The following is a 24,882-nucleotide window of genomic DNA, read 5'->3' as shown; positions in this document are numbered from 1 at the left end:
TACGCCAAAATAAATCACCTTTGCGGTACTTTTGGCTAAACAAGCAAAAGAAAACTTAGCAAGAAAGCCTGATGATTATTGATGGTAATTTGGCGCTTCTTTGGTAATGGATACATCGTGAACATGGGACTCAATCATACCTGCTGAGGTGATTTGTACAAATTGTGCATTTGTACGCATTTTTTCTAATGTATCACAACCAGTGTAGCCCATAGAAGATCTAACGCCACCAACCATTTGGTGAATGATAGGACGCATAGAGCCTTTAAATGGAACGCGACCTTCAACGCCTTCTGGTACTAATTTGTCAGCCTTAGAGTCTGACTGGAAATAGCGATCAGATGAGCCATGTGCTTGGTTCATTGCAGCTAGTGAGCCCATGCCGCGATAGGATTTGTAAGAACGACCTTGATAAAGTTCAACCTCGCCTGGAGATTCTTCAGTGCCTGCTAACATTGAGCCCAACATAACGCAGTATGCGCCAGCAGCAAATGCTTTGGCAATGTCGCCAGAATAGCGAATACCACCATCGGCAATAATTGGTATGCCCGTGCCTTTGAGTGCATCTGCCACTTCTGAAATGGCACTGATTTGTGGCACACCTACACCAGCAACAATGCGAGTGGTGCAAATACTACCTGGACCAATTCCCACTTTTACACAGTCTGCACCTGCTTTGACTAAATCTAGTGCTGCTGTACCTGTGGCGATATTGCCGGCAATAATAGCCAAGTTTGGGTGTTTTCTTTTGGTTTTTAAAACTCTGTCAAGCACACCTTGAGAGTGCCCATGCGCAGTGTCAATAACAATAACGTCCACACCTGCTTCAACAAGTGCGTCGATACGCTCGCTTGTACCAATAGCAACACCAACAGCAGCACCTACGCGCAAATGCTCTTCTGAGTCTTTGCAGGCATTGGGGAAGTCTGTTGATTTTTGAATGTCGCTGACATTAATCATACCTTTAAGGTTGAAGGTATCATCGGTTATGACAACGCGCTCAATGCGGTGTTTTTGTAATAATGACCTTACCTCGCTCATATCTGTGTCTTCTTGAACGGTGATTAATTTGTTTTGTGGGGTCATGACGTTTTCAACCAATTCACCCAAACGGGTTTCGAATCTTACATCTCTACCTGTCACTAGACCAACAATAATATTACCCTCAAGCACAGGCAAGGCAGAAATGTTGTGCTGTTGTTGCATTTTAAAGACATCAGCAATGGTTGCTTTTGGTGAAATGGTGATTGGCTCTCTGATAATGCCCGATTCAAAACGTTTGACGTGACGCACTTCATTGGCTTGCTCTGCCACTGACATGTTTTTATGAATAATACCAATACCACCTTCTTGGGCAATGGCAATGGCCAGTTTAGACTCAGTGACGGTATCCATTGCTGCTGAAAGAATGGGCGTATTAAGCGTGATATTTTTAGTTAATTGCGTTGCTAGGCTCACTTCTTTTGGCATAGTTTTTGAGTGTGCGGGGACTAGTAATACATCATCAAATGTGTATGCGGTTTTTAGTAAATTCATTAATATCTCCTGCGGTTAACAAAGTTTGGAAAAATGAAACCTATCATCATGCCAAAAAATAACACCAAGCCACCTGCAATGAACCAATTACGAGAACTGGACTCTTGCGTGGCGGTGCTGTTGCTTTCTAATAGTTGAATCTCAGTTTTTAGTTGTAATACTTGCGTGGTAAGCCTTTCGTTAGAATGTTCAAGTTTTAGTGCGTCTTTATAAATTTGTTCAACGTGTTGCTTTTCAGCTTGAGATTTGTTAATTTGCATAGAAAGCCCGGTATTTTTATTTTTTAGTGTTTTAACTTGTTTTTCAAGTTCTGTGTTTCTTTTGCTTTGTTTGGTGGTTAGTAATTGGTTAGCGTTATGGCTTTGCCTAAGTTTTTCTAGTTGCACTCTTGCGGGTGGATTGTTAGACAGATATCTTGAAATGACCCAGCCTGTTGAGTTCTCATACTTAACTTGAGTCCAGCCATCTTTAGTGGCTTGTAGGATAGAGAGTTTTGAACCAGAAGATAAAGAACGCACTATGTTGTTACTAAATGTTTTATCTTCGCGCATTGGAATGTCTACTTGGTCAGTGATGTAGACAAATGACCTGGCATTAGAAAGTGTGCCAAGTAGTATGAGTGTTAATAATAAATGTTTAATTAAATTCATAAGCTGGATATTTTTTTAAGTTGATTGTTGAAATCATTAATAGCAGATAGTGTTACAGCAAGTCTTTCTTTTTCTATATTGATGATTGCTTCAGGCGCACCTTTTATAAAATTTTCATTGTTTAATTTACCCTCAAACTGACTTTTTTGCTTTTCTAATTTGTCAATTTCTTTATTAAGACGCGCGATTTCTTGGTTTTTATCAATCAGGTCAGCCAATGGAATAAAAATTTTCATATCACCAACCAAGGCGGTGGCTGATTCTGGCGCTTGCTCAGTGGTGGTTAGCTTGTCAATACTTTCCATTTTTGCCAGTGAGCTGAGGATGCTTATATTATTTGCTAGATATTGCTCATCTGTAGCATTAAAGTTTTGCACAAAACAAGGTAGTAGCTTTGAAGGTGGAATGTTCATTTCACCACGAATTTGGCGAATGCCTAAAATAAAGGTTTGTAGCCATTTAATTTCTACCTCAGCTTTGGTAGAAATTAAATTATTAATGACTTGCGGATAAGATTGAGTCATTAAACTTGTGCTATTATGGCTTGTAATGACATTACATTGTTCAAAGATTTCCTCAGTGATAAATGGAATGATAGGGTGTAACAGTGTTACTATTTCATTTAGCACTTTGATTAAAGTGGCTTGTGTGCCTGCTTTGGTCGTATCATTTTGTAATAACGGCTTAGACAATTCAAGATACCAATCGCAATAGTCGTGCCAAACAAACTCATATAGGGTTTGGCTCATTAAATCAAGGCGATAATCATTTAAATGTTTTTCAACGTTAGTTTTAGTGTTTTGTAAGCGAGATAAAATCCATTCGTCAGCGGTTGATAATTGTACGTTAATATCAATGGTTTCCCCTTCAAGTTTCATCAATACGAAGCGTGAAGCATTCCAAAGTTTGTTGCAAAAATTGCGATAGCCCTCAACTCGCTTTAAATCAAACTTAATATCACGACCAAAAGAAGCCAAGGCAGCAAAAGTAAAGCGTAGCGCATCAGTGCCAAAGGCGGGAACGCCATCAGCAAACTCTTTTTTGGTTTGCTTTTTGATTTTTTCTACCATTTTGGGCTGAATTAACCCTTGCGTGCGTTTTTTGAGTAAATCTTGCAAAGTAATGCCATCAATTAAATCAATTGGGTCAAGCACATTTCCTTTGGATTTGGACATTTTTTGCCCTTGTCCGTCTTTGATTAAGCCAGTGATATAAATGTCTTTGAAGGGTACCTTACCTGTAAATTTAAGCCCAAACATAATCATGCGAGCCACCCAAAAAAAGATAATATCAAAGCCAGTGACCAACACATTAGTTGGATAAAAACGTGAAAAATCAGGTGTTTTTTCAGGCCAGCCTAGGGCTGAAAATGGCCATAAAGCTGAGGAAAACCAAGTATCAAGTACATCTTCATCTTGAGTGAGTGTTACCCCTTTCCCTGCTTGTTTTTGCGCTTGTTCAAGTGAGTCTGCAACAAAGATATTGCCTTTGTCGTCATACCACGCAGGAATGCGATGCCCCCACCAAATTTGGCGAGAGATACACCAATCTTGAATATTGTCCATCCAGTTAAAATAAGTTTTGTTCCAGTTTTCAGGAATAAAACGAATGTCCCCATTTTTAACTGCATCAATGGCAGGCTGGGCTAATGGCCTGATTTTAACAAACCACTGGTCGGTTAAATAAGGCTCAATAACCGCATTTGTTCTATCACCACGCGGTATCATTAACTTATGTGGCTCGATTTTTTCTAGTAAATCCTGATTGTCTAAGTCTTGAATGATGTGCTTGCGTGCTTTAAATCTATCCATGCCTATGTAGGCACTATCAACCACGTTATTAATTTTAGCATCATCAGTTAGGATGTTAATAACCTCTAAATGATGGCGCAAACCCATTTCATAGTCGTTAAAGTCATGAGCAGGGGTGATTTTAACGCAGCCTGTACTAAATGCCATATCGACATAATCGTCTGCAATGATTGGAATTTTTCGATTGGTTAGGGGTAAGTCAATTGTTTTACCAATCAGATGCGTATAACGCTTATCATCAGGATGAACAGCAACAGCGCTATCGCCTAGCATGGTTTCAGGGCGTGTGGTTGCAACAATCATCACTTCATTAGTATCGGTAATAGGATAACGCATGTGCCAAAGTGAGCCTTGTTCTTCGATGCTAATGACTTCAAGGTCAGATACGGCAGTGTGTAATACCGGGTCCCAATTAACCAAACGCTTGCCACGATAAATCAGTCCTTCTTCAAAGAGTTGTATGAATACTTTTTTAACAGCGTTAGACAAGCCATCATCCATGGTAAATCGCTCTTTTTTCCAATCAACTGACGAGCCAAGCCTGCGCATTTGTGACGTGATTGTGCCACCAGATTGTGCCTTCCAATCCCAAACCTTATTAATAAATTTATCCCGACCAAGTTCATGACGAGTCATGTCTTGTGTTGCTAATTGACGCTCAACCACCATTTGTGTGGCAATGCCTGCATGGTCTGTACCTGGCTGCCAAAGGGTTTGCTCGCCATTTGCACGATGATAACGCGTTAATATATCCATAACCGTATGCTGGAAAGCATGCCCCATGTGTAGCGAGCCTGTAACATTTGGGGGTGGTAGCATAATGCAGTAGGCATTTTTGCTGATGGCGTTTGAATCAGATGAGAATAGGTTTTTGTCTTCCCAAAGTGAGCGAAATTTTGCTTCAATTTGTTCGGGATTGTAAGTTTTTTCCATTAAAGTAGCGAGATGGATTAAACTTCGTCATTATACTATGTCATCAAAATTAAATTGGTTAATAAAGCTTGGTTTGTGTATTTACTTCATTGTGCCAACAACTCGCTTTATTGCGGTGTTAGTAATGATATTGCCAAGCGTATCAGGCAGCATAATGGCGAGATAAAAGGTGGCGCAAAATACACACGTGCCTATGCACCTTGTGAGTTGGTTTACCAAGAAAAAGCGAGCAACAAAAGTCAAGCACTTAAACGTGAATACGAAATTAAGCAAATGAGTCGTGCTGATAAGCTGTTACTAGTCGAAAAACAAAGAAAAACTACTTACAAATCTCCTGTGAAGATCGTAGTACTTATGAGTTAGCCATCATGCGCTCACAATCTATAAAAGTTCTTATTGATGAGATTATTCAAGTAATTAGGCCAAAAAATATCATCACTAAATCCACAGAAGAATTTTTAATTTTTTTAGATGAGCAGGGCGTAGAACAAGAATTACGGGTAGATAAAATTACTATAAAAGAGTGATTTTAAGAGCGAGGTTACGATGTGAATCTATTTTTTTTGAAATAAGAAATAATTAAAATCTTGCGTATTTCCATTTGGACGAGGGTGAATTTCAGAGGTGGTTTTTATTAATTTAAAGTTATTACTTAATAATTGCGTGATTTTTTTACATCATATTGTACAATATTAAGCTCTGAACACAATTTGGGACCATTGGGTGAGAATGTGGATAGTAAGAAATAACCATCTTTTTTAACTTGTTTAGTTAGTTTTTTAATATAAGATTTTTGGTCTTTTTCATCTGTTAAAAAGTGAAATACAGTGCGGTCATGCCAAAGGGAAAATTGATGATTAGAGTTAAACTCTAGGATATTTTCATGGTGAAAATAAACTTTTTTAGTATGATCTTTAAGTCGCTTGTCAATCAAATTATCAACCAGAACTGATACGCCACAACCTACATCAATGATTGCATCATTCTTATTTGTAAATTCTAAAATCCAATCAAGTGAAATGGTTGACTGGGCTTGATGCCAGCTCACTTGAGCATGTGCTTGATTTTGGTAAATATTATCCTAATGAGTGGTGGTGTCTGTCATTGATTTAGTGCTGTTATGATAAGAATTTTACACACAATGTTGCGAGTGGGGTGTTTAGAAAAATCTATTGTATTTTTAAAAGACTCTGATGGGTATGAAACAGAGCTTTTATCAAAGATGCTCTAATCGTATTGTTTACGACCTAATAATGCGTGAGCAATAGTATTGATATCAGTGTATTCTAATTCACCACCAATTGGGATGCCATGAGCAATACGAGTAATTTGAACATCAAATTGTTTGGCCATATTGCTAATATAATGAGCGGTTACTTCGCCCTCTACCGTGGCATTGGTTGCTAGAATAATTTCTTCTATATTTTGATTAGTGAGTTTTTGTGCCAGTTCGTCTAAGCCTAATTCAGCTGCACCAATACCATCAATAGGAGATAGGTAACCACTAAGAACAAAATATTTACCCTTATAAACCCCACTTTGTTCAATGGCATGAATATCAGTTGGTGTTTCTACAACACACAATTGTGAAGCATCGCGCACTTCACTAGCACAAATATGACACAAGGTTTTTTCACTTAATGTTCGGCATGAAGTGCAGTGTTTAACGTACTCCATAGCATTAACTAACGCCTTGGCAAGATCCATGCCACCTTCACGATTGCGTTCTAATAAATGATAAACAAAGCGTTGTGCAGTTTTACTGCCTACACCAGGCAATGTACAGAAGGCTTTGTTGAGTGATTCAATCATTAGAAAGGTAAGCTCATACCACCTGTGGCAGTTTTCATTTTGGCAGATGACGACGCCTCAGAGATTTGTCTAACAGCATCATTCATGGCGCTAAGGATTAAATCTTCAAGTAATTCTTTATCATTCATTATCTCATCAAGGATTTTAATATCAGTCATCATGTGTTCACCATTTAAGGTGATTTCAACAGAACCTGAGGCGGCTTTTCCGGTGGCAGATAGATTTTTGATTTCTGCTTGTGCTTTTTTCATATTGTCTTGCATTTGTTGGGCTTTTTTCATCATCCCAGCCATCCCACCTTTAAACATGACTGATCTCCTTAATTGAGTTAATGTTAATTTTTGTGTCAAATGTTTTTTCTAATTTTTGCACGCCTTTATCATTCAAAAATTGTGTTTGTATTTTTACCATCTTTTCATTATGTGCTTGAGTTTGTTTTTGTGCTAATGCTTGAGTATTAGGCTTACCAAGATTAATCACCAAACTTAATGTTGAAAATTTTTGTCTAAGTGTTGTTAGTATGCTTTTTTGCACCTGGTCACTTAGCAAATTAGCAAATTGACTGTCCAAGGTTAGTGTTAACGTTGCATTATTAGCATTGTCAAATAGTGTATTTTTTACCAATATTTGCGCACCGCCTTTAAATTTTAGTGTCTGGGTAAGTGTTTCCCATTGTTGCTGATTGTTAATATCAAGTGTAGCGGGTTTTGCAATGTCTGGTTTTTCTTCTGCTTTTGGTTGTGATTTTTCCTTAACTGGTGCTGGCGTTTTAACTTCAAGCTTGATTTTTAGCGTTTTTTTTTCCGCGTTAGGTTGGGTGTCGCTACGAAATGCCAGCATTCTAAGTAGCGTCATTTCAAATCCAATTTGTTCACTAGGGGCTAGTGCCATGTCTTTAGAGCCGTTGATTGACATTTGATAAAAAATTTGTAAATCAAAGTTTGATATTTGTGTGCCAAGGTTTTGGATGGTCTTGTCGCTTTCAGTATTAACAATTTGCGCAATAGATATTTTGTGAAATAATGAGCTTAAATCTTTAAGTGCATTGCTAAGGTTTTCACCACGATGGGACAAATCTTTAATAAAATCAATCACAGCTTTGGCATCTTGGCTGAATAAATGTGTTGCTAATTTAATAATATCGTCATGATGCACCAAGCCTAGCATGGCTTTAATGTCAGCGTTGGTTACCGTGCCTTTGCCATAAGAAATTGATTGATCAAGTAAGCTCAGTGCATCACGCATTGAGCCATTGCCAAAATCAGCAATTTGACCAAGAGCTGATTCTTCATAGCTCAACGCTTCAGCATCCATGATAAATTTTAACTGACCTAGAATTTCATCATGGGTCAGTTGCTGTAATGTGAATTGTAAGCAACGTGATAAAATGGTTACGGGTAATTTTTGTGGATCTGTGGTTGCTAATAAGAATTTAATATGTTCTGGTGGCTCTTCAAGGGTTTTTAAAAGGGCGTTAAAACTGCTTTTGGAAAGCATATGCACCTCATCGATAAGATAAATCTTATAACGATTTTTGCTTGGCATATATTGCGCATTTTCTAAAATATCGCGCATGTTATCCACCCCTGTGTGTGAGGCAGCGTCAAGCTCAATTAAATCAATTGATTGACCTTGGTCAATTTCAATACAAGTAGAACACTTGCCACAAGGTTTTGAGCTAATGCCTTGTTCACAATTAATAGATTTGGCAAAGATTCTAGCAATGGTGGTTTTGCCAACACCACGTGTGCCTGTGAATAAAAAACCGTGATGCAAATTATTAGCATCAAGTGCATTGATTAGGGTTTTTTTGGTGTGCGTTTGACCTACTAATCCAGCAAAAGAATGTGGGCGATATTTTCTAGCTAAAACTTGATAGTGCTCACTCATCAAAAATAGGGCTGATTATATTAAAAGTGATAGCACCAAGAATATTATCCAACACATGAAAAAATTATTACCGTTGCTTCCTTCCAGATCTGGCGGGGTTCATAACCATTCATTGTCGGCACACTCTTGATACTATCAAGTCGTTATTTTACATTTAGTCTGGCTTACTTGTTGGCTAATTCTAAACGTTCTGGTGTGCCTATATCTTGCCAGTAGCCAGTGTAGTATTCTGCACTAATTTGATTTTTAGCAATGGCTGCTTTTAGCACCTTTGAGAGTGCTAATTTTTTCTCAAATAAATAAGATTTGAACAGAGTGGGGTGGTAAATACCAACACCAGAAAAGGTGTAGGTTTTTGTATCTGCTAGGGTTAATTGAGTATCGTTTAATGAAAAATCACCTGCTGGATTGTGCTTAGGATTGTCAATTAGTACAAGATGAGCTAGTGAGTTTTCTGGGAGTGTTAGGTTTGACAAATCATAATCACAAAGCACATCGCTGTTAATGACAACAAAAGGCTTGATGCCTAACAAGGGCAATGCTTTTATAATACCGCCTGCAGTTTCTAACACGCCTTTTGACTCGTCGCTATAGTGAATATTGACACCAAATTTTGAGCCATTACCAAGATGAGACTTAATTTGTTCGCCTAAATATGAAATGTTAATGACTATTTTGGTGATGCCAGCATTTTTTAAGGCGTTAATTGAATGTTCAATGAGTGTTAAACCTTGAACCTTAATTAAAGGTTTTGGTGTGTTCTTAGTCAGTAGCATCATGCGCTTTCCTCGACCTGCTGCTAGAATCATACCAAACATAAAACCTCTTTAAGTGCTGCAAGTTCTGGGTATTTATTAGCTGTTTGTTGTGCGTACTTTTTAACCAATGGTAGGTCGTTTAAGTATCGGTGCTTGTTGTCTCTAATTGACAGACGTTTAAAGATGCCTAATATTTTCAAATGACGTTGCAGTCCCATCAATTCAAACTGTTTTTCAAATTGAGAAAATTCAGTATCAATATTAGCCTGATCGTAGTAGTATTGTAAAAGCATTTGCAATTCAAGGGGTTGCAATTCAAAGTAAGCATCTTTAAGTAGTGAACATAAATCATAAGTATTTGAGCCAATTAGTGCATCTTGAAAATCAATCACGCCCAAATCATTGTCTTTTAGTGTCATTAAGTTGCGACAATGATAATCACGGTGTACGAACACTTGTTTTGAATTAAGCGCATTGTCAGACAATAACCTAAAAATAGCTTGTAAATTTTGAAGATGGGTATTGGATAGCGTTTTAGGTAAGTACCAATCTGTCAGTAGCTGCATTTCAGTGTTGAGCAGTTGTTTGTCGTATTTTTTAAGTACTAGGTTTTGAGTGTTAATGGCTTGTATTTTGATGAGTTCGTTAATGGCTATTTTGTATAAATCAAGATTAAAATTCCCATTTAAGGTTTGTAAAAAGGTGGTTGAACCCAAATCCTCCAACAATAAAAAACCTTGTTTTAAATCTATGCTGATGATTTTTGGTGCATGAATATTATGCCGGTTAAATAGTTTAGCAATTTTGATAAAAGACCCAGTATTTTCCTTTGAGGGTGGCGCAGCATCCATGGCAATAAAAGTTTCTTGCTGAGACTGGACTCTAAAATAACGACGAAAACTAGCATCATCACTTGCACTTGTGAGTGCAAAATTTTGATGACCAAAGAAATTTTCAAGCCAATTGCCTAGTTTATCTAGACGCTCATCATGCATTTTTTAAACTTTGGTAATAATCATAAACACAGCCCCAGACATTACCAATATTGCCACAGTTGATTAACTTGCCATCAACTTGGGTAATGGGCATGATTTCACGCGTGGAGCTAGAAATCCACAGTTCATCTGCAGTGTTTAGCTTACTCATTGAAAATGAGGTTTCTTTAATAGGAATATGGCATGCTTTTGCACTTTCTAGTACTAAATCGCGAGTAATACCAGACAGGATATGAATACTAGTTGGATGGGTAAATAGCATGCCATTTTTGATTATAAATACATTGGAAGTCGCGCCTTCAGTCACTTGATTGTCTCGATGAAGAATAACCTCTTCAACGTTTTTTTCTTTTGCTTGTTGTGAATACATAACATTGACTAAAAGAGAGGTGGATTTAATGTCGCATCGATGCCAGCGAATATCTGGCTGGGTAATGGCTGCAAAACCTGCTTGAAGTGCTTGCTTAGTTTTGGTCAGCAAGGGACTTGATTCAATATAAACTGTTGGTGTTAAATCATTAAAACTGTGTTTACGTTTGTCGCTCACCCCACGACTTATTTGTAAGTAAATTGATTGTTCTTGGTTGTTATAAAAGCCAAGAAGTTTGCTTAGAATATCGCCCCATTCTTTTGAATTATACGGGTTTTTAATTTTGACTGAATCAAGGCTTGTTTGTAAGCGCAATAGATGTTTATTAAGGCGAAATATTTTGTTGTTATAAACAGGAATGACTTCATAAACACCATCGCCAAACAAAAACCCTCTATCCATCACAGAAATATGTGCTTGGTTTTTTTCAATAAATTCGCCGTTTAAAAATACCACTAAAACCCAATAGCCTCAAGCATACGTGAGAAGAAGTCCGCTTGTTGTGCATCTTCAAGTGCAACCAGTGGAATGCTTACCATGGTTTTACCTTCAAACTGGATGAGTAATTTGCCAACAATATCACCTTTATTGATAGGTGCTGACAAGGCTGTATCAAGTTGAATCACTTGGTCTGAAAGTTTGAACTGGCCACGCGCTAGAGTGAAGCTGACTACCTTTGACGTACCTACCTTTAGTGTGTCTTTGGTTGCGCTAGTAATAGGCACTTCTTTTTTGATATCTTTAATGGTTTGAGTTTCAAAAAAGCGAAAGCCGTAGTCAAGAATTTTTCGTGTTTGTGAGGTTCGAGCGTTCACACTACTAGACCCTAACACAACAGAAATCAAACGCATACCAACGCGTTTGGCACTGACCACTAAGTTATAACCTGCTTTTTTAGTAAATCCAGTTTTCAGCCCATCTACTGTATGGTCGCTCCATAGTAGTTTATTGCGATTGCGCTGTTTAATGCCATGGTAAGTGAATTCTTTTTGTGAGTACCATGGGTAGAATTGGGGGAAGTCTCTGATTGTTGCTGTTACTAATAATGTTATATCAGCAGCAGTGGTGTACTGATTATCATTTGGCAAGCCAGAAGCGTTTTCAAACCAAGAATTATTCATACCAAGTTGACGTGCATATTCATTCATATAAGTGGCAAACGTGCCTTCAGTTCCTGCAATGTGTTCAGCCAGGGCGACAGCGGAATCATTACCAGATTGAATAATCATGCCCTTAAGTAAGGTTTCAAGTTTAATGGTTTTGCCCACTTCTACAAAACTTTTTGAACCGCCTGTTTTCCACGCCTTTTTGCTGATACGCACTTCATCTTCTAAGCTGATACGACCGTCGTTAATAAGTTGAAAAACGACATAAGCTGTCATTAGTTTGGTTAGACTTGCTGGTGCGCGTTTATCAAATTGCTTATTGCTTGCAATGACCTTACCGGAATTGTAATCAACAATACTATAAGCAGCAGCAGATATTTCGGGTGCTTTAGGAGTGATAAAAATTGCCGCTTGAGTGTTTAAGGTAAGAGAGGATATAAGGATAACCAGGGGCTTAGTAAATGATTGATATTGCATAAAGTATTAGTTGTTTAGTTGATTGAATGCTTGTTTTAACTTGTTTGATAGTTGATAAGCTGCCATCGCATATCTATTATCATGATTATAACGCGTTAGCACGTAAAAATTCCAAAAAGTGAGCCAAGTTTCATTGATTTCATCTTGTGGCAGGCTGATAAATGCCAATTTGGTTTTATTCTTAATATCTTGGTGAATGTCCAAACCCTTATTACGCCAGTACTGAGTATTTTTTTTAGGTTTACTAGTGCTTAATCTAGCGTGTTTTAAGTGGTTTAATTGAAGTGTAATGGGTCTTGCAAATTCGCCCCCATCATGCCACTGGTGTTGATCAAAATAATTAGCAATGGAGCCGATTGCGTCAATAGGATTTGAGAATAAATCAATCTTACCGTCATGGTTAAAATCAACAGCGTAGTATCTATAAGAGCTGGCAATAAACTGTGGATACCCCATTGCACCTGCATAAGAACCTTGTATGGATAAAGGTGGAATGACGTTTTCACGTGACATAAGCAAGAACTCTTTTAACTCTTTTTGATAGAATTTTTTCCTTCTATAATTACCAAAGGCTCGTTTTGCTAGCGTTTCCAAAGTTGGATGTGTGCCTTTTTTGTTGCCATAGTTGGTTTCAATACCCAAAATAGCAACTATGATTTCTGCAGGTACATTGTATTTACTTTCAGCGCGTTTAAGCGTTGTTAAGTTATCTTGCCAAAAGTTGATGCCGTCTTTAATGCGCTGCTCAGTAATAAATAAACCTTTGTATTTATCCCAAGACATGGTTTTTTCTTTTTTTCTTTTTTTCTTTTTTTGGTTTTTATCTGCAAGTGTTAGCTCAATTTTTGAAAAAATAAACAGCAACTCATCCTTGTTAAATTGATGATTTTTCACCATTCTATTAATAAAGTCATGAGTTGCTTGAAAGTTGGTTGCTGGTAAAGTTTTAGCAACAATCGAGCTAGAAAAACAAACAAGTAAAAGTAAAAGTACGCGCATTAATTTTGTAAATATCTTGGTGTTTTGTGTTTGCGAATTGCCATGATAATGCCAAAGCTAGACATTAAAGTGATGAGTGATGAGCCGCCATAGCTAATCAGTGGCAATGGCACACCCACCACAGGTAATAGCCCAGACACCATGCTAACATTAACAAAAATATAAGTAAAGAAGATAAGAGTTAAACTTGCACCTAATAGTTTTGAAAAATTATCTTCTGACTGGAAAGAAATGACCAATAATCGGTAAATAATTAGCCCGTACAAGGTAAATAAAAATATAACACCCATAAAGCCCAACTCTTCAGCGATCACAGCAAAGATAAAATCAGTTGCATGCTCAGGCAGGAAATTAAGTTGGGATTGGGAACCTTGCTCCAAACCCTTGCCAACCAAGCCGCCAGATCCAATCGCAATTTTTGATTGTAAGATATGATAGCCAGAACCTAACGGGTCAGAACTTGGGTCAATCAAAGTTAGGATGCGTTTTTTTTGATAACCCATTAATAGATAGCTCCATGCAACATAGGCACCTGAGGTGATGATTGATGAAATTAGTGCAAAATTTAACCAATTATTTTTAAGAATTTGAACACGGATGCCTGAAAAAAACAACACGTAAAAGCCAGAAGCACCAATTAATAGAGAAGTACCCAAATCTGGCTGTTTGGCAATGAGTATTACGATTGAAATAATGGCAACAATGGATAAGAAAACAGGTAGTGGTTTTGGTGGTAAGGTTTTTTCACTTAAAATTGAGGCAATGGCAATAGGTACAATTACTTTCATAATTTCAGAAGGCTGAAAGCGTATAAAACCCAAATTAAGCCAGCGTTGAGCGCCACTACTGCTTGAGCCAAAAATCAAGACTAAAATCAGTAAAAAGATACCAAATAACATTAAGTAAGGAGAAAGGCGCCTAAGTTGGTAAGGTGGTATTTGAGCAATGACCAGCATCGCACTAATTGCAAGCACAAAGTGAAACGCTTGTTTGTAAATAGTTTGCATAGAGCCTGCTGAGGCTGAATAAAGCACAACAAGTCCAAATCCACTGAGTGCCATAATCAGTAAAAATAAAGGCGTATCCATCTTAAAATAATGCCAATAGTGGCGTATTTGTGCAATACTTAATAATTTCATAATAATAACAAACCAACCGATCTGGCATCGGACAATAGTAAGTTAAAACTTCGACAAGCTGATTTATTATTCATACTTTCAGTGCCAATACCCATTTGCCGAATGGCTACTTGTTGTTTTGGGTGTAAAAATTGATGTGTTGCACCTGTGCCGATGATTAATAAATCAATATCATCTTGATTGGATAGGGGGAATAATGAAACTTTATCAATATCATCAAGATGAGTCATGTCAATTTCACAATGATAACGAGAAGAAATAAAACAAGGAACTTTAAGCTGTGTGTGTGCTAATTTAACATGGCGTTCTTCGATAGAAACAATACTGTTAGGGCTCGCCTCTTGTTGGTTAAATTCCATGGTATTACAGCGACTATTTGGTGAATAAAAGCACATTATAACAGTGTAAAATTAATTACTTTTTTATTTTAGAGAAACAGATGTCAAATTCAAGCAATACAGACATATATGATGCAGATTTATCCAGCGGTGTTACTGCATTTGATACTAAGAATTTTACCATGGCATATCAATTATTAGCCCCACTTGCCACAAAAGGTAATGCTGAGGCCTTATGGCGTGTTGGCATGATGCAAATGAATGGCTTAGGCATGGTTAAAAACCAACCTTTAGGGTTTGAAAACTTCTTACAAGCAGCAAGTCAAGATCATGTATTTGCTCATCACATGCTAGGTGTGGCGTATATGACTGGCGAAGGCGTAGAAAAAGACATTACAAAGTCTATTGAGTGGTTTGAAAAAGGCGCTGAATTTGGCATTCCTGGTCCGATGTATACATTGGGTATGCTGTATGAAGATGGTAAAGAGGTTGAGCAAGATTTAGAAAAATCAAAATATTGGTTTGATAAAGCCGATAAAGTAAGTCCATAATAATAATGAAATCAAGATTTGCCCCATCCCCAACAGGCTACCTACATATCGGCGGTGCTAGAACTGCACTTTTTGCTTGGGCTTGGGCTAAAAAGCAACATGGTAAACTTGTATTACGTATTGAAGATACAGATTTAGAGCGCTCAACCCAAGCATCCGTTGATGCAATTTTACAAGGCATGGATTGGCTTGGGCTTGACTATGACGAGGGCCCTTTTTATCAAACAGATCGTTTTGATCGCTACAAGCAAGTTGTACAGCAACTACTAGATAAAAAAAAAGCCTATTATTGCGAATGTTCTAAAGAGCGCTTACAAATCTTACGTGAAGATTTAATCAAGCAAGGTAAAAAAGCCAAGTACGATGGTTGTTGTCGAGATAAAAACCTAAATACCGGCGTTGTGCGTTTTAACAACCCAGAAGAGGGATTAGTGGTTTTTAATGATGCAGTTAAAGGACGAATTTCAATCAATAATAAAGAGTTGGATGATTTAATTATCGCTCGTAGCGATGGCATACCAACTTATAATTTAACCGTGGTGATTGATGACCATGACATGCAAATTGATTGTGTTATTCGTGGTGATGACCATATTAACAACACTCCTAAGCAAATTAACCTTTATCAGGCATTAGGCTGGCATTTGCCAGAATTTGCACACTTGCCCATGATTTTAGGCAGTGATGGTGCGCGTCTTTCAAAACGCCACGGTGCTGTGAGTGTCATGGCTTATCGAGATGCGGGTTTTTTGCCCGAAGCCTTGCTTAATTATTTAGCTCGCTTAGGTTGGTCGCATGGCGATCAAGAAATATTTTCTATGGATGAAATTGTTAAACTGTTTGAATTAAAAAACATTAACAAGGCGCCTGCAAGCTTTAATCAAGATAAGCTTTTATGGCTCAATCAAGAAACCATTAAAAATTCCAGTGTTGAGAATTTACTTAATAACCTAACTTGGCATCTGAAAAATCAAGCAATTACCACTACAGACACGCCTGATATTAAAACAGTTGTCCAACATTTACAAGATAGATGTAAAACCTTAGTTGATATGGCAGCTGAAGTGAAAATGTTTTATCAAGATTTCGATACTTTTGACGAAAAACTTGCCAAAAAACACTTTAAAGATAAAACGCCACTCAAGCACTTACTTACAAAACTAGAAGCCCTAAGTACTTGGCAAGCCAACAACGTCAAACAAGCCGTTAAAGAGGTGTGCTTTGAGCTTAACATCGGTTTTGGCAAGGTAGGCCAACCTTTTAGGCTTGCACTAAGTGGCAACGGCAATGCAGGTAGTATTGATATTGTAGCTGAACTGGTTGGTAAAGATAAAACACTATCACGCCTAAAAATGGCGATTAGTTTTTAAAAGAAACAGCCGTCATTAAATAAACACACTCCTTACCACCAATAAAACGAATAGTTTGAAATGGCTATTTAAAGTCTATATCGGCATTTTCAGCACATATCGTGTAGAAAGAGTCAGCTTAACCAAGATTAAAAAATGGCTTTTTAAACATTGAGTGTGTTTACAAAAATCATTAAATCGGTTAAAAGAATGACCATTTATTAACTACCAATAAGTTTTCAAAGGTAATATAGTGCAAAAATATTTTTTAAATATTCGCTTGTTTGCACGGTAAAAATAAATCATTAAATAATTTAACCATAAGATTATGACAAAAACAATAAAAAAGATTTTATTGGTATTTTGACCACGACAACAATGGCAAGATTGACGATAGTTTTGAACTGTTTGGCAATAAAGCCACCAATGGCTTTGAAGTCCTAAAAGGCCTAGACATTAACGTGGCTTAAAAAAGTGAACATCAAAAAATACGAATAAACACCAATTCTAACAAACTAAGTTATCTTTTTAATTTTACTGCAATAGTCTAATTTTATTGGACACAAAGATAGCCTTATAATACAAACCATAAGGAGGTCAGTAATGACACAATATAAATCAAGAAAACAACGAGTGACTTTTACCGTTGAACATTCTGTTCAATACCCCCTTGAGGGGGGGGAACACTAGATTATGCCAAACTCATGGTGCATGAGAATTACACCAATAAAAAAAATCATGATAATATCAGGAGCTTGCTCCTCAGCAGTTAGCAGATGGAGAAAACAATACCTAGCAGAGCTTGGTGGACAAACACCAGAGTCAGGCAAAGCGCTGACTTCTGAACAACAAACAATACAACTGCTTGAGAAACAACTTTGGCGCGCACAAAGGGACAATGAAATCTTAAAAAAGGCAACAGCCTTGTTCGCTGTGGACAATCACCAAGTGATATGATTATCAAGATAAACAAGGCTTGCCAACAATACAATACTAAAGAATTATGAGCATTACTCAAACTTCCTCGCAGTAGTTATTACTATCAAGTCAAAGATAAGCGAGTAAACAACAACACCAACGCTATGATTAAATTAATCAAACAAACTGCTATTGAAGTTGGATACACCTATGGCAAACGCAGAATGCGAGTAGTTTTGAATAACCAAGGTTATAACATTGGTATTTACCAAACTGCAACGCTAATGAAAAAAGCCAATGTAGTTGCCATACGCCCAAGAAAGCGTCATTATTACCCTAATACTAGATTGATGTTTAAAAAGGCAAAAAACCTATTAAATCGTGTGTTTGAGCAGCAATCAATTAATACGCATTGGGTTGGTGATATTACCTATATCAAAACCTATCAAGGTGGGAGTTATTTAGCCAGTGTGTTGGATTTAGGCTCAAGACAAGTTGTTGGTTGGGCATTGTCAAAACAGCCTAATGCTCAGTTGGCAAAGGATGCGCTTAGTAATGCTGTGTCTAGACACCAGCCCAATACAAATAAACACATGTTCCACTCTGATCAAGGGACTCAATACTCTTCTAAAGTTTTTATTGATTATTGCAACAAGAACAACATTACTCAAAGCATGAGCAGGCGAGGTAATTGTTGGGATAATGCGGTCATGGAGCGTTTCTTTAGAAGTCTGAAGACTGAGAGATTAAATTATCAAAGTTTTGCAAATCATAGTGAAGTCGTGCAAAATGTAGAGGGTTATATCTACTTGTATAATTACAAAAGGATTCATTCAGCGATTGGGTATTTAACACCTGCTCAAGAGATGGCTGAATTGAAAAAAGCGGCTTGAAATGTGTCCAAGTAGGTTAGAGCATTGCAACCAGTACTAGAACAAGCAGGTGATGAAACTGGCAATCAACTACTACAAGCTTTAGCAAGAGATGCTGATTTACACCTAATAGGTACCAATGGTAATGATATTTTGACAAGCGGCAGTGGGTTTGATATTTTAGATGGTGGTTCAGGTCATGACACCCTAGACGGTGATGCTGGCAACGACATCCTTAACGCTGGCACAGACAACGATACCTATATCTTTAACCTTGACGATGGACAGTTAGAAGTGATGGATGCGAATGGTTATGATGTGCTCAAATTTGGGCAGGGTATTAATATGCAAGATATAGGACTATATCAAGATGACACCTATATTTACTTAGAGATTTTGGATACAGGCGATAAAGTAAGGTTTGAGACTAATGATAATGCCAGTCAAATTGCTATTGATAGAATTGATTTTGTTGATGGTACTCAGTGGAGTCAGTCAGTGTTAATGAATGCTGTGGTGGTCAATAGTGTGAATGATTGGCAAGTATTATAAATTGTAGAGCAGATAACAAGTGGATTCTTGTAACTACACTAAACCTTACTTGGTATAGAGTGTTATTATGATGAATAAAAATAGTAGCCAGCTTGTATTTTGATAAAATAGGGCATGGATTTATCAATATTTAAAGCGCAATATCAAGCATTACAAGACTCAATCAAGGCGGATTTTTTAAATAATCCAGAGGCAGCTCAAACACTTGTATTGGCTAGAAGTGAAGGGGTTGATCAATTACTTAAAGATATTTGGCAAAGTTTTAATCTTTTAGACCAGTTATGTTTGGTGGCTGTTGGTGGTTATGGCAGGGGAGAGTTGCATCCGTATTCGGATATAGATTTGTTGATTTTAATTCCTGATGGTGCGCATGATACCTATCAACAAAGTATTGCTAGTTTTTTAATATTTTTATGGGATGTGAACTTGGAAGTAGGGCATGCAACTCGGGATTTGAAAGATTGTATTAGTGTGATTGATGATCTTAGTGTAGTGACTAATTTATTAGAGTCTCGCATTATTTTAGGTAAAGCATCTTTGTTTTTTAAGATGAAGGCTGTGATTAAATCTAGCGTTTGGTCAAGCCAATCATTTTTAGTTGAAAAGCAAAAAGAGCAACACAATCGTCATCAAAATTTGTCCAATACTGCTTATAACTTAGAACCAAACATCAAACAAAGCCCTGGCGGTCTTAGAGACATTCAAACAATTGTGTGGGTAGCAAAGTGGTATTTTGACGTTAATACTTTGTTTGAACTGGTCGATAAGCAATATTTAACAACCACTGAGTATGGGTTATTAAAAACATCACAACTATTTCTATTCAAAGTCAGATTTGCACTGCATATTATCGCTAATCGGCGTGAAGACAGGCTTGCATTCCAATATCAAAAATCTGTGGCAACCATGCTGGGTTATGTTGATGGGGATTCTTTAGCGGTTGAAGCTTTTATGAAGGATTATTACCAAACTGTGACTAGAGTGTCGCGTCTTAATGATATTTTGTTGCAATTATTAGAAGATGAGATTTTAAACACACAGCACTTGAACAGTCGCTTTATGATTAGTCATGGTTATATTCATTCAATTGATGAGCAGGTTTTTATCCAAACGCCATCTGCTTTTATTGAAATATTTTTGCTCATCGCCAAGCATAATTATGTACGGGGTATTAGTGCAAAAACACTTAGACAAATGCAAAATAGCATTAATTTAATTGATTTTGATTATTACAAAAAGCGCAAAAATAATCGCTTATTCATTGAGTTGTTACAGCAAAATCAAGGGGTTAATAAGGCGTTAAAACTCATGAATCGTTACGGTATTTTAGAGCATTACATTCCTGCTTTTGGTAAGATTATGGGGCTAATGCAATACGATTTATTTCATGCTTACACGGTGGACCAGCATACGTTGTTTGTGATTCGTAATTTGAGGCGTTTTTTTATACCCGAGTTTGCTAAGGAATTTGCGCTTTGTAGCGAGATAGCACAAGGTATTCAAAAACCAGAGTTGCTATTATTGGCAGGGCTTTTTCATGATATCGCCAAAGGTAGAGGTGGGGAGCATGCCCAGTTGGGTGCCATTGATGCACGTGAGTTTTGCCAGCACCATCAATTAAAAACAAGTGATACTGATTTGGTTTCAAAGTTAGTTGAAAAGCATTTACTTATGTCAATGGTTGCGCAAAAGCAAGATATTGGTGATTTTGAAGTGATTGAGCGTTTTTCTAAACAAGTGGGCACGGTTGAATTTTTAGAATTTTTATATTTATTAACAAATGCTGATATTCGTGCAACAAAAGATGATTTGTGGAATAGCTGGAAAGACTCCTTATTAAAAAAACTATTTTATAATACCAAAAAATACCTAGAAAGCAGTAATAGTCAGCGCCCAAGTGTGGACCAAAGAGTACAAGACATTAAGCAAATCATTATTAAGAATTCTATTGCTCAGGGCTATCAAATGAGTGATGTTGAAAAGGTATTGTCAACCTTGCCTAAAGACTATTATGTGCGTTATGAGGTTGACGATATTTTATGGCATTTGAGTCTTGCTACCAAAATAACCAATGATAAGATTATTGTTAGTTCTAAAATTTCACAACACAATGTGGTTGATATTTTTGTGTTGTGTGATGATTTTAAAGGTTTATTCTTTAAATTAATTAGTATTCTTGAAAGGCTGGGTCTTGATATTGTGGATGCTAAAATCCTAACCACAAAGAACAGAAAAGTGTATAACACGATTAGTGTTTTGCAAGATGAAGCGCTTGAGCACATCAATATAAATCAAGAAATCAAAAATGAGTTGGATGATTTAGATGTAAGCGTAAGAACAACCCATGGTATATACACGCATCGATACTTTGATCATAAAATGAAAGTTAGTTTTAGTGCGAATGAACAGTGGAATTTAACCCAATTAGAGATTAATGTGCTTGACAAGCAGGGCATACTTTCTAACATTGCCTATGTTTTTTTCGAGTTAGACATTTCATTAATTAATGCTAGAATTGCCACCATGGGGGAAAGAGTTGAAGATGTGTTTTTTATTAGCAATGCTAAAAATCAGCCATTGAGTGTGACAGAACAATCAGTGCTTAAAGAGGCCTTGGAAGAAAGATTGTAAAAAGATATTACGCAAGTTAAATGATGATATAATTTTATGCAATCAGCAGTTCTGCTGTTTCTTTTTTCATTTCAGATTAACATTACAAAAAATATGAACGATAAAATTAAAGTAGTGACTGACGCCTCTTTTGAAGCAGATGTTGTTAACTCATCACAAGTGGTATTGGTAGATTTTTGGGCTGAGTGGTGCGGACCATGTAAGGCATTAGCACCTGTATTAGATGAGATTGCTGATGAATATGATGGTAAAGTCATTATTGCTAAAGTTAATATAGACGAGAACGAGCAAACACCACCAAAGTATGGTATTCGCGGCATTCCAACGATGTTGTTATTTTCTGATGGCGCTGTTCAAGCAACCAAAATGGGCGCACTTTCAAAAGCGGAACTTAGTGCATTTATTGATGCCAATATTTAAAAAAACTAAATAACTGATTGTTTTTATCTTAACTACTCAGTTTAACAAAACCTTCTAGCGCTTTAGACGTATACCCCTTGTTAAGTAAAAAAATACTTATCCTTAATATGGACACATTCATGAAATTATCAGAACTCAAAAAATTTAGCCCAGAAGAGTTATTAGAATTAGCACAATCCCTAGGTGCAGAAAATATTTCTAGAGCTAAAAAACAAACCCTAATTTTCATTATTCTTAAAGCTAAAGCGGCTAATGATGAGGAAGTGTTAGGCGATGGTGTTTTGGATGTGTTGCAAGATGGTTATGGTTTTTTAAGATCAAGTGATGATTCTTATACCTCGGGTGCGGATGATATTTATATTTCACCTAATCAAATTAGACGTTTTAATTTATCAACCGGTGATTTAGTTGCAGGAAAAATTAGAGCACCTAAAAAGGGTGAAAAGTATTTTGCTTTAATTAAAGTATCAGAAGTGAACGGTGAAGACCCGGACAATGTTAGAAATAGAGTGCCATTTGCCTCACTTACACCCATTCATCCTAATGAAAGACTCAATTTAGAAATTGGCAATGGTGGTACCGAAGATATTACTGCCAGAGTGATTGATCTTGTTACGCCATTTGGTAAAGGGCAAAGGGGCTTGTTGGTTGCACCACCTAAGGCAGGTAAAACCATGATTATGCAAAATATCGCCACTTCTATTTCAGTTAATCATCCAAAATGTGAATTGATTGTGCTTTTAATTGATGAACGCCCTGAAGAAGTAACAGAAATGGCACGCACCGTACGTGGTGAGGTAATCGCTTCAACATTTGATGAGTCAGCAAAACGTCATGTGAAAGTTGCTGAAATGGTGATTCAAAAAGCCAAACGACGCGCAGAACAAGGCAAAGATGTGATTATTTTGCTAGATTCAATTACACGTTTGGCGCGCGCTTATAATACAATCGTCCCTTCATCAGGCAAGGTACTAACAGGTGGTGTTGATGCTAATGCACTACAACGTCCTAAGCGTTTTTTTGGTGCAGCTAGAAACATTGAAAATGGTGGAAGTATTACCATTATTGCCACCGCATTGATTGACACTGGTTCAAAAATGGATGAAGTTATTTATCAAGAATTTAAAGGCACAGGTAATATGGAGCTTCATTTAGAAAAGCGCTTGAGTGAAAAGCGAATTTTCCCAGCAATTAATATTAATGCTTCTGGTACGCGCCGTGAAGAGTTAATTACGGATGAAAAAGAATTACAAAAAATGTGGATTTTACGCAAAATTCTGCATCCTATGGACACTGTTGAGGCGGCTGAATTCTTAATTGATCGCTTAAAATTGACCAAAACCAATGATGAGTTTTTCGCTTCAATGTCGCAAAAAAAGTAACAAATTTATTTAAAAAATCATTGCCTAATTATTCTGAGCACTCATTAATCGCTTTAAGTATACTCAAGGAGACTATACCAACTCAATATAATTTATGAAGCCTATAAAACAGTATTTTCCTCAGGAAAAAATTCGTCAAATAGCCGACTGTTGTTCTCATTTTTTCTTAAAAAGTACACCGTTTTTCATCTCTCAAAAGAATACTGAAAAGAGTGTATTTCCTAGACTACACTGGGTTGCGTAGCAACATCTTAAAGTATGAAACTTCCTCCTATAGTAGCTAGAGCTCTTAAATTACAAAATAGTATTCTAGCTAGGTATTTAATGCGTAACGTATTGGTGCTTTTGAGTGCGGTATTTATTGTGATTGCTTTGGTTGTTTTTGGCAACCAATTAGTGCTGGTGATTAAAGAAAGTTTAAAAGAAGGCATACCTGTTGCAGACTTATTGCCACTGGTCGGTTTTAATATGATTAGAGATGTTGCGCTAATTTTATCTTTATCTTTATTATTGGCTATTATTTTGAGTATTAGCAAGCTTTATAAGGATTCAGAAGCTATTGTGATGAACTCATTAGGCTTAGGTGATAAGTATTTCATGATATTTATTCAGCCGCTTGTTATCTTTGTTTTTATCTTTGTTTTGCTTTTAACGACAGTTGTGGTGCCTTGGTCTAAGCAACAAAGAGGCTTGATTATGGAACGTAGTGAAAATGCATCTGAATTTTCTTTTATTAAAGAGAGTGAGTTTCAAGAGTTTAAAAATGGTGATATTGTTTTTTACGCATCAAAGGTCAGTGATGCTGATAATGCTAAAGAGCAAAATATGGAAGAAATTTTTATTTATACATTGGTCAATAATGAGCCAGTTATAACCTTGGCAAAGCAAGCTCAAAAATACACCAACTTAAACACCAACAGCGTGTATTTACGCCTTAAAAATGGTACGCGTTATCACGGTTTTCCTTCGGATAAAAATAAAAAAATCTTAAATTTTAAACTATATGATTTGCAAATTATTGATGGCGAGGTACAAAAAACTATTAGCACAGTTACTAAAGTAGAATCAAAGTCGACGTTTGAATTGTTATTTTCTAACAAATTGACAGAAATAGCAGAGTTTCAATGGAGAATATCTCAGCCCTTGAGTATTTTAATATTATCAGTGCTTGGCGTATTACTTGGAAAAACCTCCCCACGAAGTGGTAAAAATTTAGGCGTACTGGTTGGTGTTGTTGCATTTATTGTGTATAACAATGTTTTATTAATTGCAAAATCAGCCCTAGAGCGAGGAGAGTTTTTGCCAATTATTGGGCTGTGGTGGGTGCATTTAGCGATGCTATTGTTGATTTTTATTTTTTATAAAAAGCGTTACACCTTTTAAAGTGTAAAAT

The 24,882-nt window shown here is 36.8% G+C and carries 23 protein-coding genes, 1 other RNA gene and 1 pseudogene; 10 read left to right on the top strand and 15 right to left on the bottom strand.

The genetic code is table 11. From position 1 onward, the window contains the following. Positions 1-75: 75 nt before the first annotated feature. Genes guaB through CVFO_RS05630 form a run of 3 tightly spaced genes read right to left on the bottom strand, consistent with a single transcriptional unit; the run spans position 76 to position 4,930 of the window. Positions 76-1,536, bottom strand: a complete 1,461-nt coding sequence (guaB, locus tag CVFO_RS05640) for an IMP dehydrogenase (RefSeq protein WP_201339099.1) — start codon at positions 1,534-1,536, stop codon at positions 76-78. Next, positions 1,536-2,186: a TIGR04211 family SH3 domain-containing protein gene (locus CVFO_RS05635; RefSeq protein WP_201339097.1), complete on the bottom strand. Its 651-nt coding sequence runs from the start codon at positions 2,184-2,186 to the stop codon at positions 1,536-1,538. Before CVFO_RS05635 ends, guaB begins: the two co-directional genes overlap by 1 nt. Continuing rightward, positions 2,183-4,930 (bottom strand): valine--tRNA ligase, encoded by a 2,748-nt coding sequence (locus CVFO_RS05630; RefSeq protein WP_201339096.1) that lies wholly within the window; start codon positions 4,928-4,930, stop codon positions 2,183-2,185. Before CVFO_RS05630 ends, CVFO_RS05635 begins: the two co-directional genes overlap by 4 nt. Before the next feature lie 75 nt (positions 4,931-5,005). Here CVFO_RS05630 and CVFO_RS05625 point away from each other — a divergent pair, with 75 nt between their 5' ends. Both CVFO_RS05625 and CVFO_RS05620 read left to right on the top strand, forming a co-directional pair. Next, complete coding sequence (locus tag CVFO_RS05625; RefSeq protein WP_342591002.1) at positions 5,006-5,293, top strand: GIY-YIG nuclease family protein; 288 nt, start codon at positions 5,006-5,008, stop codon at positions 5,291-5,293. Positions 5,294-5,298: 5 nt separating this feature from the next. After that, positions 5,299-5,457, top strand: a complete 159-nt coding sequence (locus tag CVFO_RS05620; RefSeq protein ID WP_201339084.1) for a hypothetical protein — start codon at positions 5,299-5,301, stop codon at positions 5,455-5,457. Between the two features lie 125 nt (positions 5,458-5,582). On the opposite strand, the gene CVFO_RS05615 is transcribed toward CVFO_RS05620, so the two are convergent. The 12 genes from CVFO_RS05615 to CVFO_RS05560 form a co-directional block, all read right to left on the bottom strand. Continuing rightward, positions 5,583-5,978 (bottom strand): class I SAM-dependent methyltransferase, encoded by a 396-nt coding sequence (locus tag CVFO_RS05615; RefSeq protein WP_201339082.1) that lies wholly within the window; start codon positions 5,976-5,978, stop codon positions 5,583-5,585. Between the two features lie 179 nt (positions 5,979-6,157). Continuing rightward, positions 6,158-6,742, bottom strand: a complete 585-nt coding sequence (gene recR / locus CVFO_RS05610) for a recombination mediator RecR (protein WP_201339080.1) — start codon at positions 6,740-6,742, stop codon at positions 6,158-6,160. Next, positions 6,742-7,050 carry a YbaB/EbfC family nucleoid-associated protein gene (locus CVFO_RS05605; RefSeq protein WP_201339078.1) on the bottom strand — a complete coding sequence of 103 codons (309 nt, stop codon included), beginning with the start codon at positions 7,048-7,050 and terminating at the stop codon, positions 6,742-6,744. The genes recR and CVFO_RS05605 overlap by 1 nt, the downstream gene beginning before the upstream one ends. After that, entirely contained in the window at positions 7,043-8,632 is a 1,590-nt protein-coding gene (gene dnaX, locus CVFO_RS05600) for a DNA polymerase III subunit gamma/tau (RefSeq protein ID WP_201339076.1), read from the bottom strand. Before dnaX ends, CVFO_RS05605 begins: the two co-directional genes overlap by 8 nt. A gap of 33 nt (positions 8,633-8,665) precedes the next feature. After that, positions 8,666-8,761: signal recognition particle sRNA small type (gene ffs / locus CVFO_RS05595), an RNA gene on the bottom strand. Between the two features lie 35 nt (positions 8,762-8,796). Then, positions 8,797-9,450, bottom strand: a complete 654-nt coding sequence (gene murU, locus CVFO_RS05590; RefSeq protein WP_201339075.1) for an N-acetylmuramate alpha-1-phosphate uridylyltransferase MurU — start codon at positions 9,448-9,450, stop codon at positions 8,797-8,799. Beyond that, positions 9,438-10,385, bottom strand: coding sequence for an aminoglycoside phosphotransferase family protein (locus tag CVFO_RS05585; RefSeq protein ID WP_201339073.1), 948 nt, complete (start codon positions 10,383-10,385; stop codon positions 9,438-9,440). Before CVFO_RS05585 ends, murU begins: the two co-directional genes overlap by 13 nt. Beyond that, on the bottom strand, positions 10,378-11,211 hold the full coding sequence (gene dat / locus CVFO_RS05580; RefSeq protein WP_201339071.1) for a D-amino-acid transaminase: 834 nt from the start codon (positions 11,209-11,211) through the stop codon (positions 10,378-10,380). The genes CVFO_RS05585 and dat overlap by 8 nt, the downstream gene beginning before the upstream one ends. Continuing rightward, on the bottom strand, positions 11,211-12,338 hold the full coding sequence (locus CVFO_RS05575; protein ID WP_201339069.1) for a D-alanyl-D-alanine carboxypeptidase family protein: 1,128 nt from the start codon (positions 12,336-12,338) through the stop codon (positions 11,211-11,213). Before CVFO_RS05575 ends, dat begins: the two co-directional genes overlap by 1 nt. A gap of 6 nt (positions 12,339-12,344) precedes the next feature. Continuing rightward, positions 12,345-13,337, bottom strand: a complete 993-nt coding sequence (gene mltB, locus CVFO_RS05570) for a lytic murein transglycosylase B (protein ID WP_201339067.1) — start codon at positions 13,335-13,337, stop codon at positions 12,345-12,347. Next, positions 13,337-14,476, bottom strand: coding sequence for a rod shape-determining protein RodA (gene rodA, locus CVFO_RS05565; RefSeq protein WP_201339066.1), 1,140 nt, complete (start codon positions 14,474-14,476; stop codon positions 13,337-13,339). The genes mltB and rodA overlap by 1 nt, the downstream gene beginning before the upstream one ends. Next, complete coding sequence (locus CVFO_RS05560; RefSeq protein ID WP_201339065.1) at positions 14,473-14,835, bottom strand: Mth938-like domain-containing protein; 363 nt, start codon at positions 14,833-14,835, stop codon at positions 14,473-14,475. Before CVFO_RS05560 ends, rodA begins: the two co-directional genes overlap by 4 nt. An 80-nt stretch (positions 14,836-14,915) precedes the next feature. On the opposite strand from CVFO_RS05560, the gene CVFO_RS05555 reads away from it, so the two are divergent. The 8 genes and pseudogenes from CVFO_RS05555 (at position 14,916) to lptF (ending at position 24,872) form a co-directional block, all read left to right on the top strand. Further along, positions 14,916-15,365, top strand: a complete 450-nt coding sequence (locus tag CVFO_RS05555) for a tetratricopeptide repeat protein (RefSeq protein ID WP_201339064.1) — start codon at positions 14,916-14,918, stop codon at positions 15,363-15,365. A gap of 5 nt (positions 15,366-15,370) precedes the next feature. Beyond that, positions 15,371-16,735, top strand: a complete 1,365-nt coding sequence (gene gltX / locus CVFO_RS05550; protein WP_201339063.1) for a glutamate--tRNA ligase — start codon at positions 15,371-15,373, stop codon at positions 16,733-16,735. 683 nt (positions 16,736-17,418) lie between these two features. Then, positions 17,419-18,525: pseudogene (locus CVFO_RS05545) on the top strand (IS3 family transposase). A 24-nt stretch (positions 18,526-18,549) separates the two neighbouring features. Continuing rightward, on the top strand, positions 18,550-19,056 hold the full coding sequence (locus tag CVFO_RS05540; RefSeq protein WP_201339062.1) for a calcium-binding protein: 507 nt from the start codon (positions 18,550-18,552) through the stop codon (positions 19,054-19,056). Positions 19,057-19,170: 114 nt separating this feature from the next. Beyond that, the gene (gene glnD, locus CVFO_RS05535) at positions 19,171-21,687 is read left to right on the top strand and encodes a [protein-PII] uridylyltransferase (protein ID WP_201339061.1); all 2,517 of its coding nucleotides are present in this window, start codon (positions 19,171-19,173) and stop codon (positions 21,685-21,687) included. 93 nt (positions 21,688-21,780) lie between these two features. Further along, positions 21,781-22,107: a thioredoxin TrxA gene (gene trxA, locus CVFO_RS05530; RefSeq protein WP_201339060.1), complete on the top strand. Its 327-nt coding sequence runs from the start codon at positions 21,781-21,783 to the stop codon at positions 22,105-22,107. A gap of 119 nt (positions 22,108-22,226) precedes the next feature. Continuing rightward, positions 22,227-23,489: a transcription termination factor Rho gene (rho, locus tag CVFO_RS05525; protein ID WP_201339059.1), complete on the top strand. Its 1,263-nt coding sequence runs from the start codon at positions 22,227-22,229 to the stop codon at positions 23,487-23,489. Between the two features lie 258 nt (positions 23,490-23,747). Beyond that, positions 23,748-24,872: an LPS export ABC transporter permease LptF gene (gene lptF / locus CVFO_RS05520; RefSeq protein WP_201339058.1), complete on the top strand. Its 1,125-nt coding sequence runs from the start codon at positions 23,748-23,750 to the stop codon at positions 24,870-24,872. Positions 24,873-24,882: the final 10 nt, after the last annotated feature.

Origin of the sequence: Isorropodon fossajaponicum endosymbiont JTNG4 (assembly GCF_016592615.1) — a bacterium.
In the GTDB taxonomy this organism is placed as follows: Bacteria; Pseudomonadota; Gammaproteobacteria; order PS1; family Pseudothioglobaceae; genus Ruthia.
This window is presented reverse-complemented; position numbering and strand designations above follow the sequence as displayed.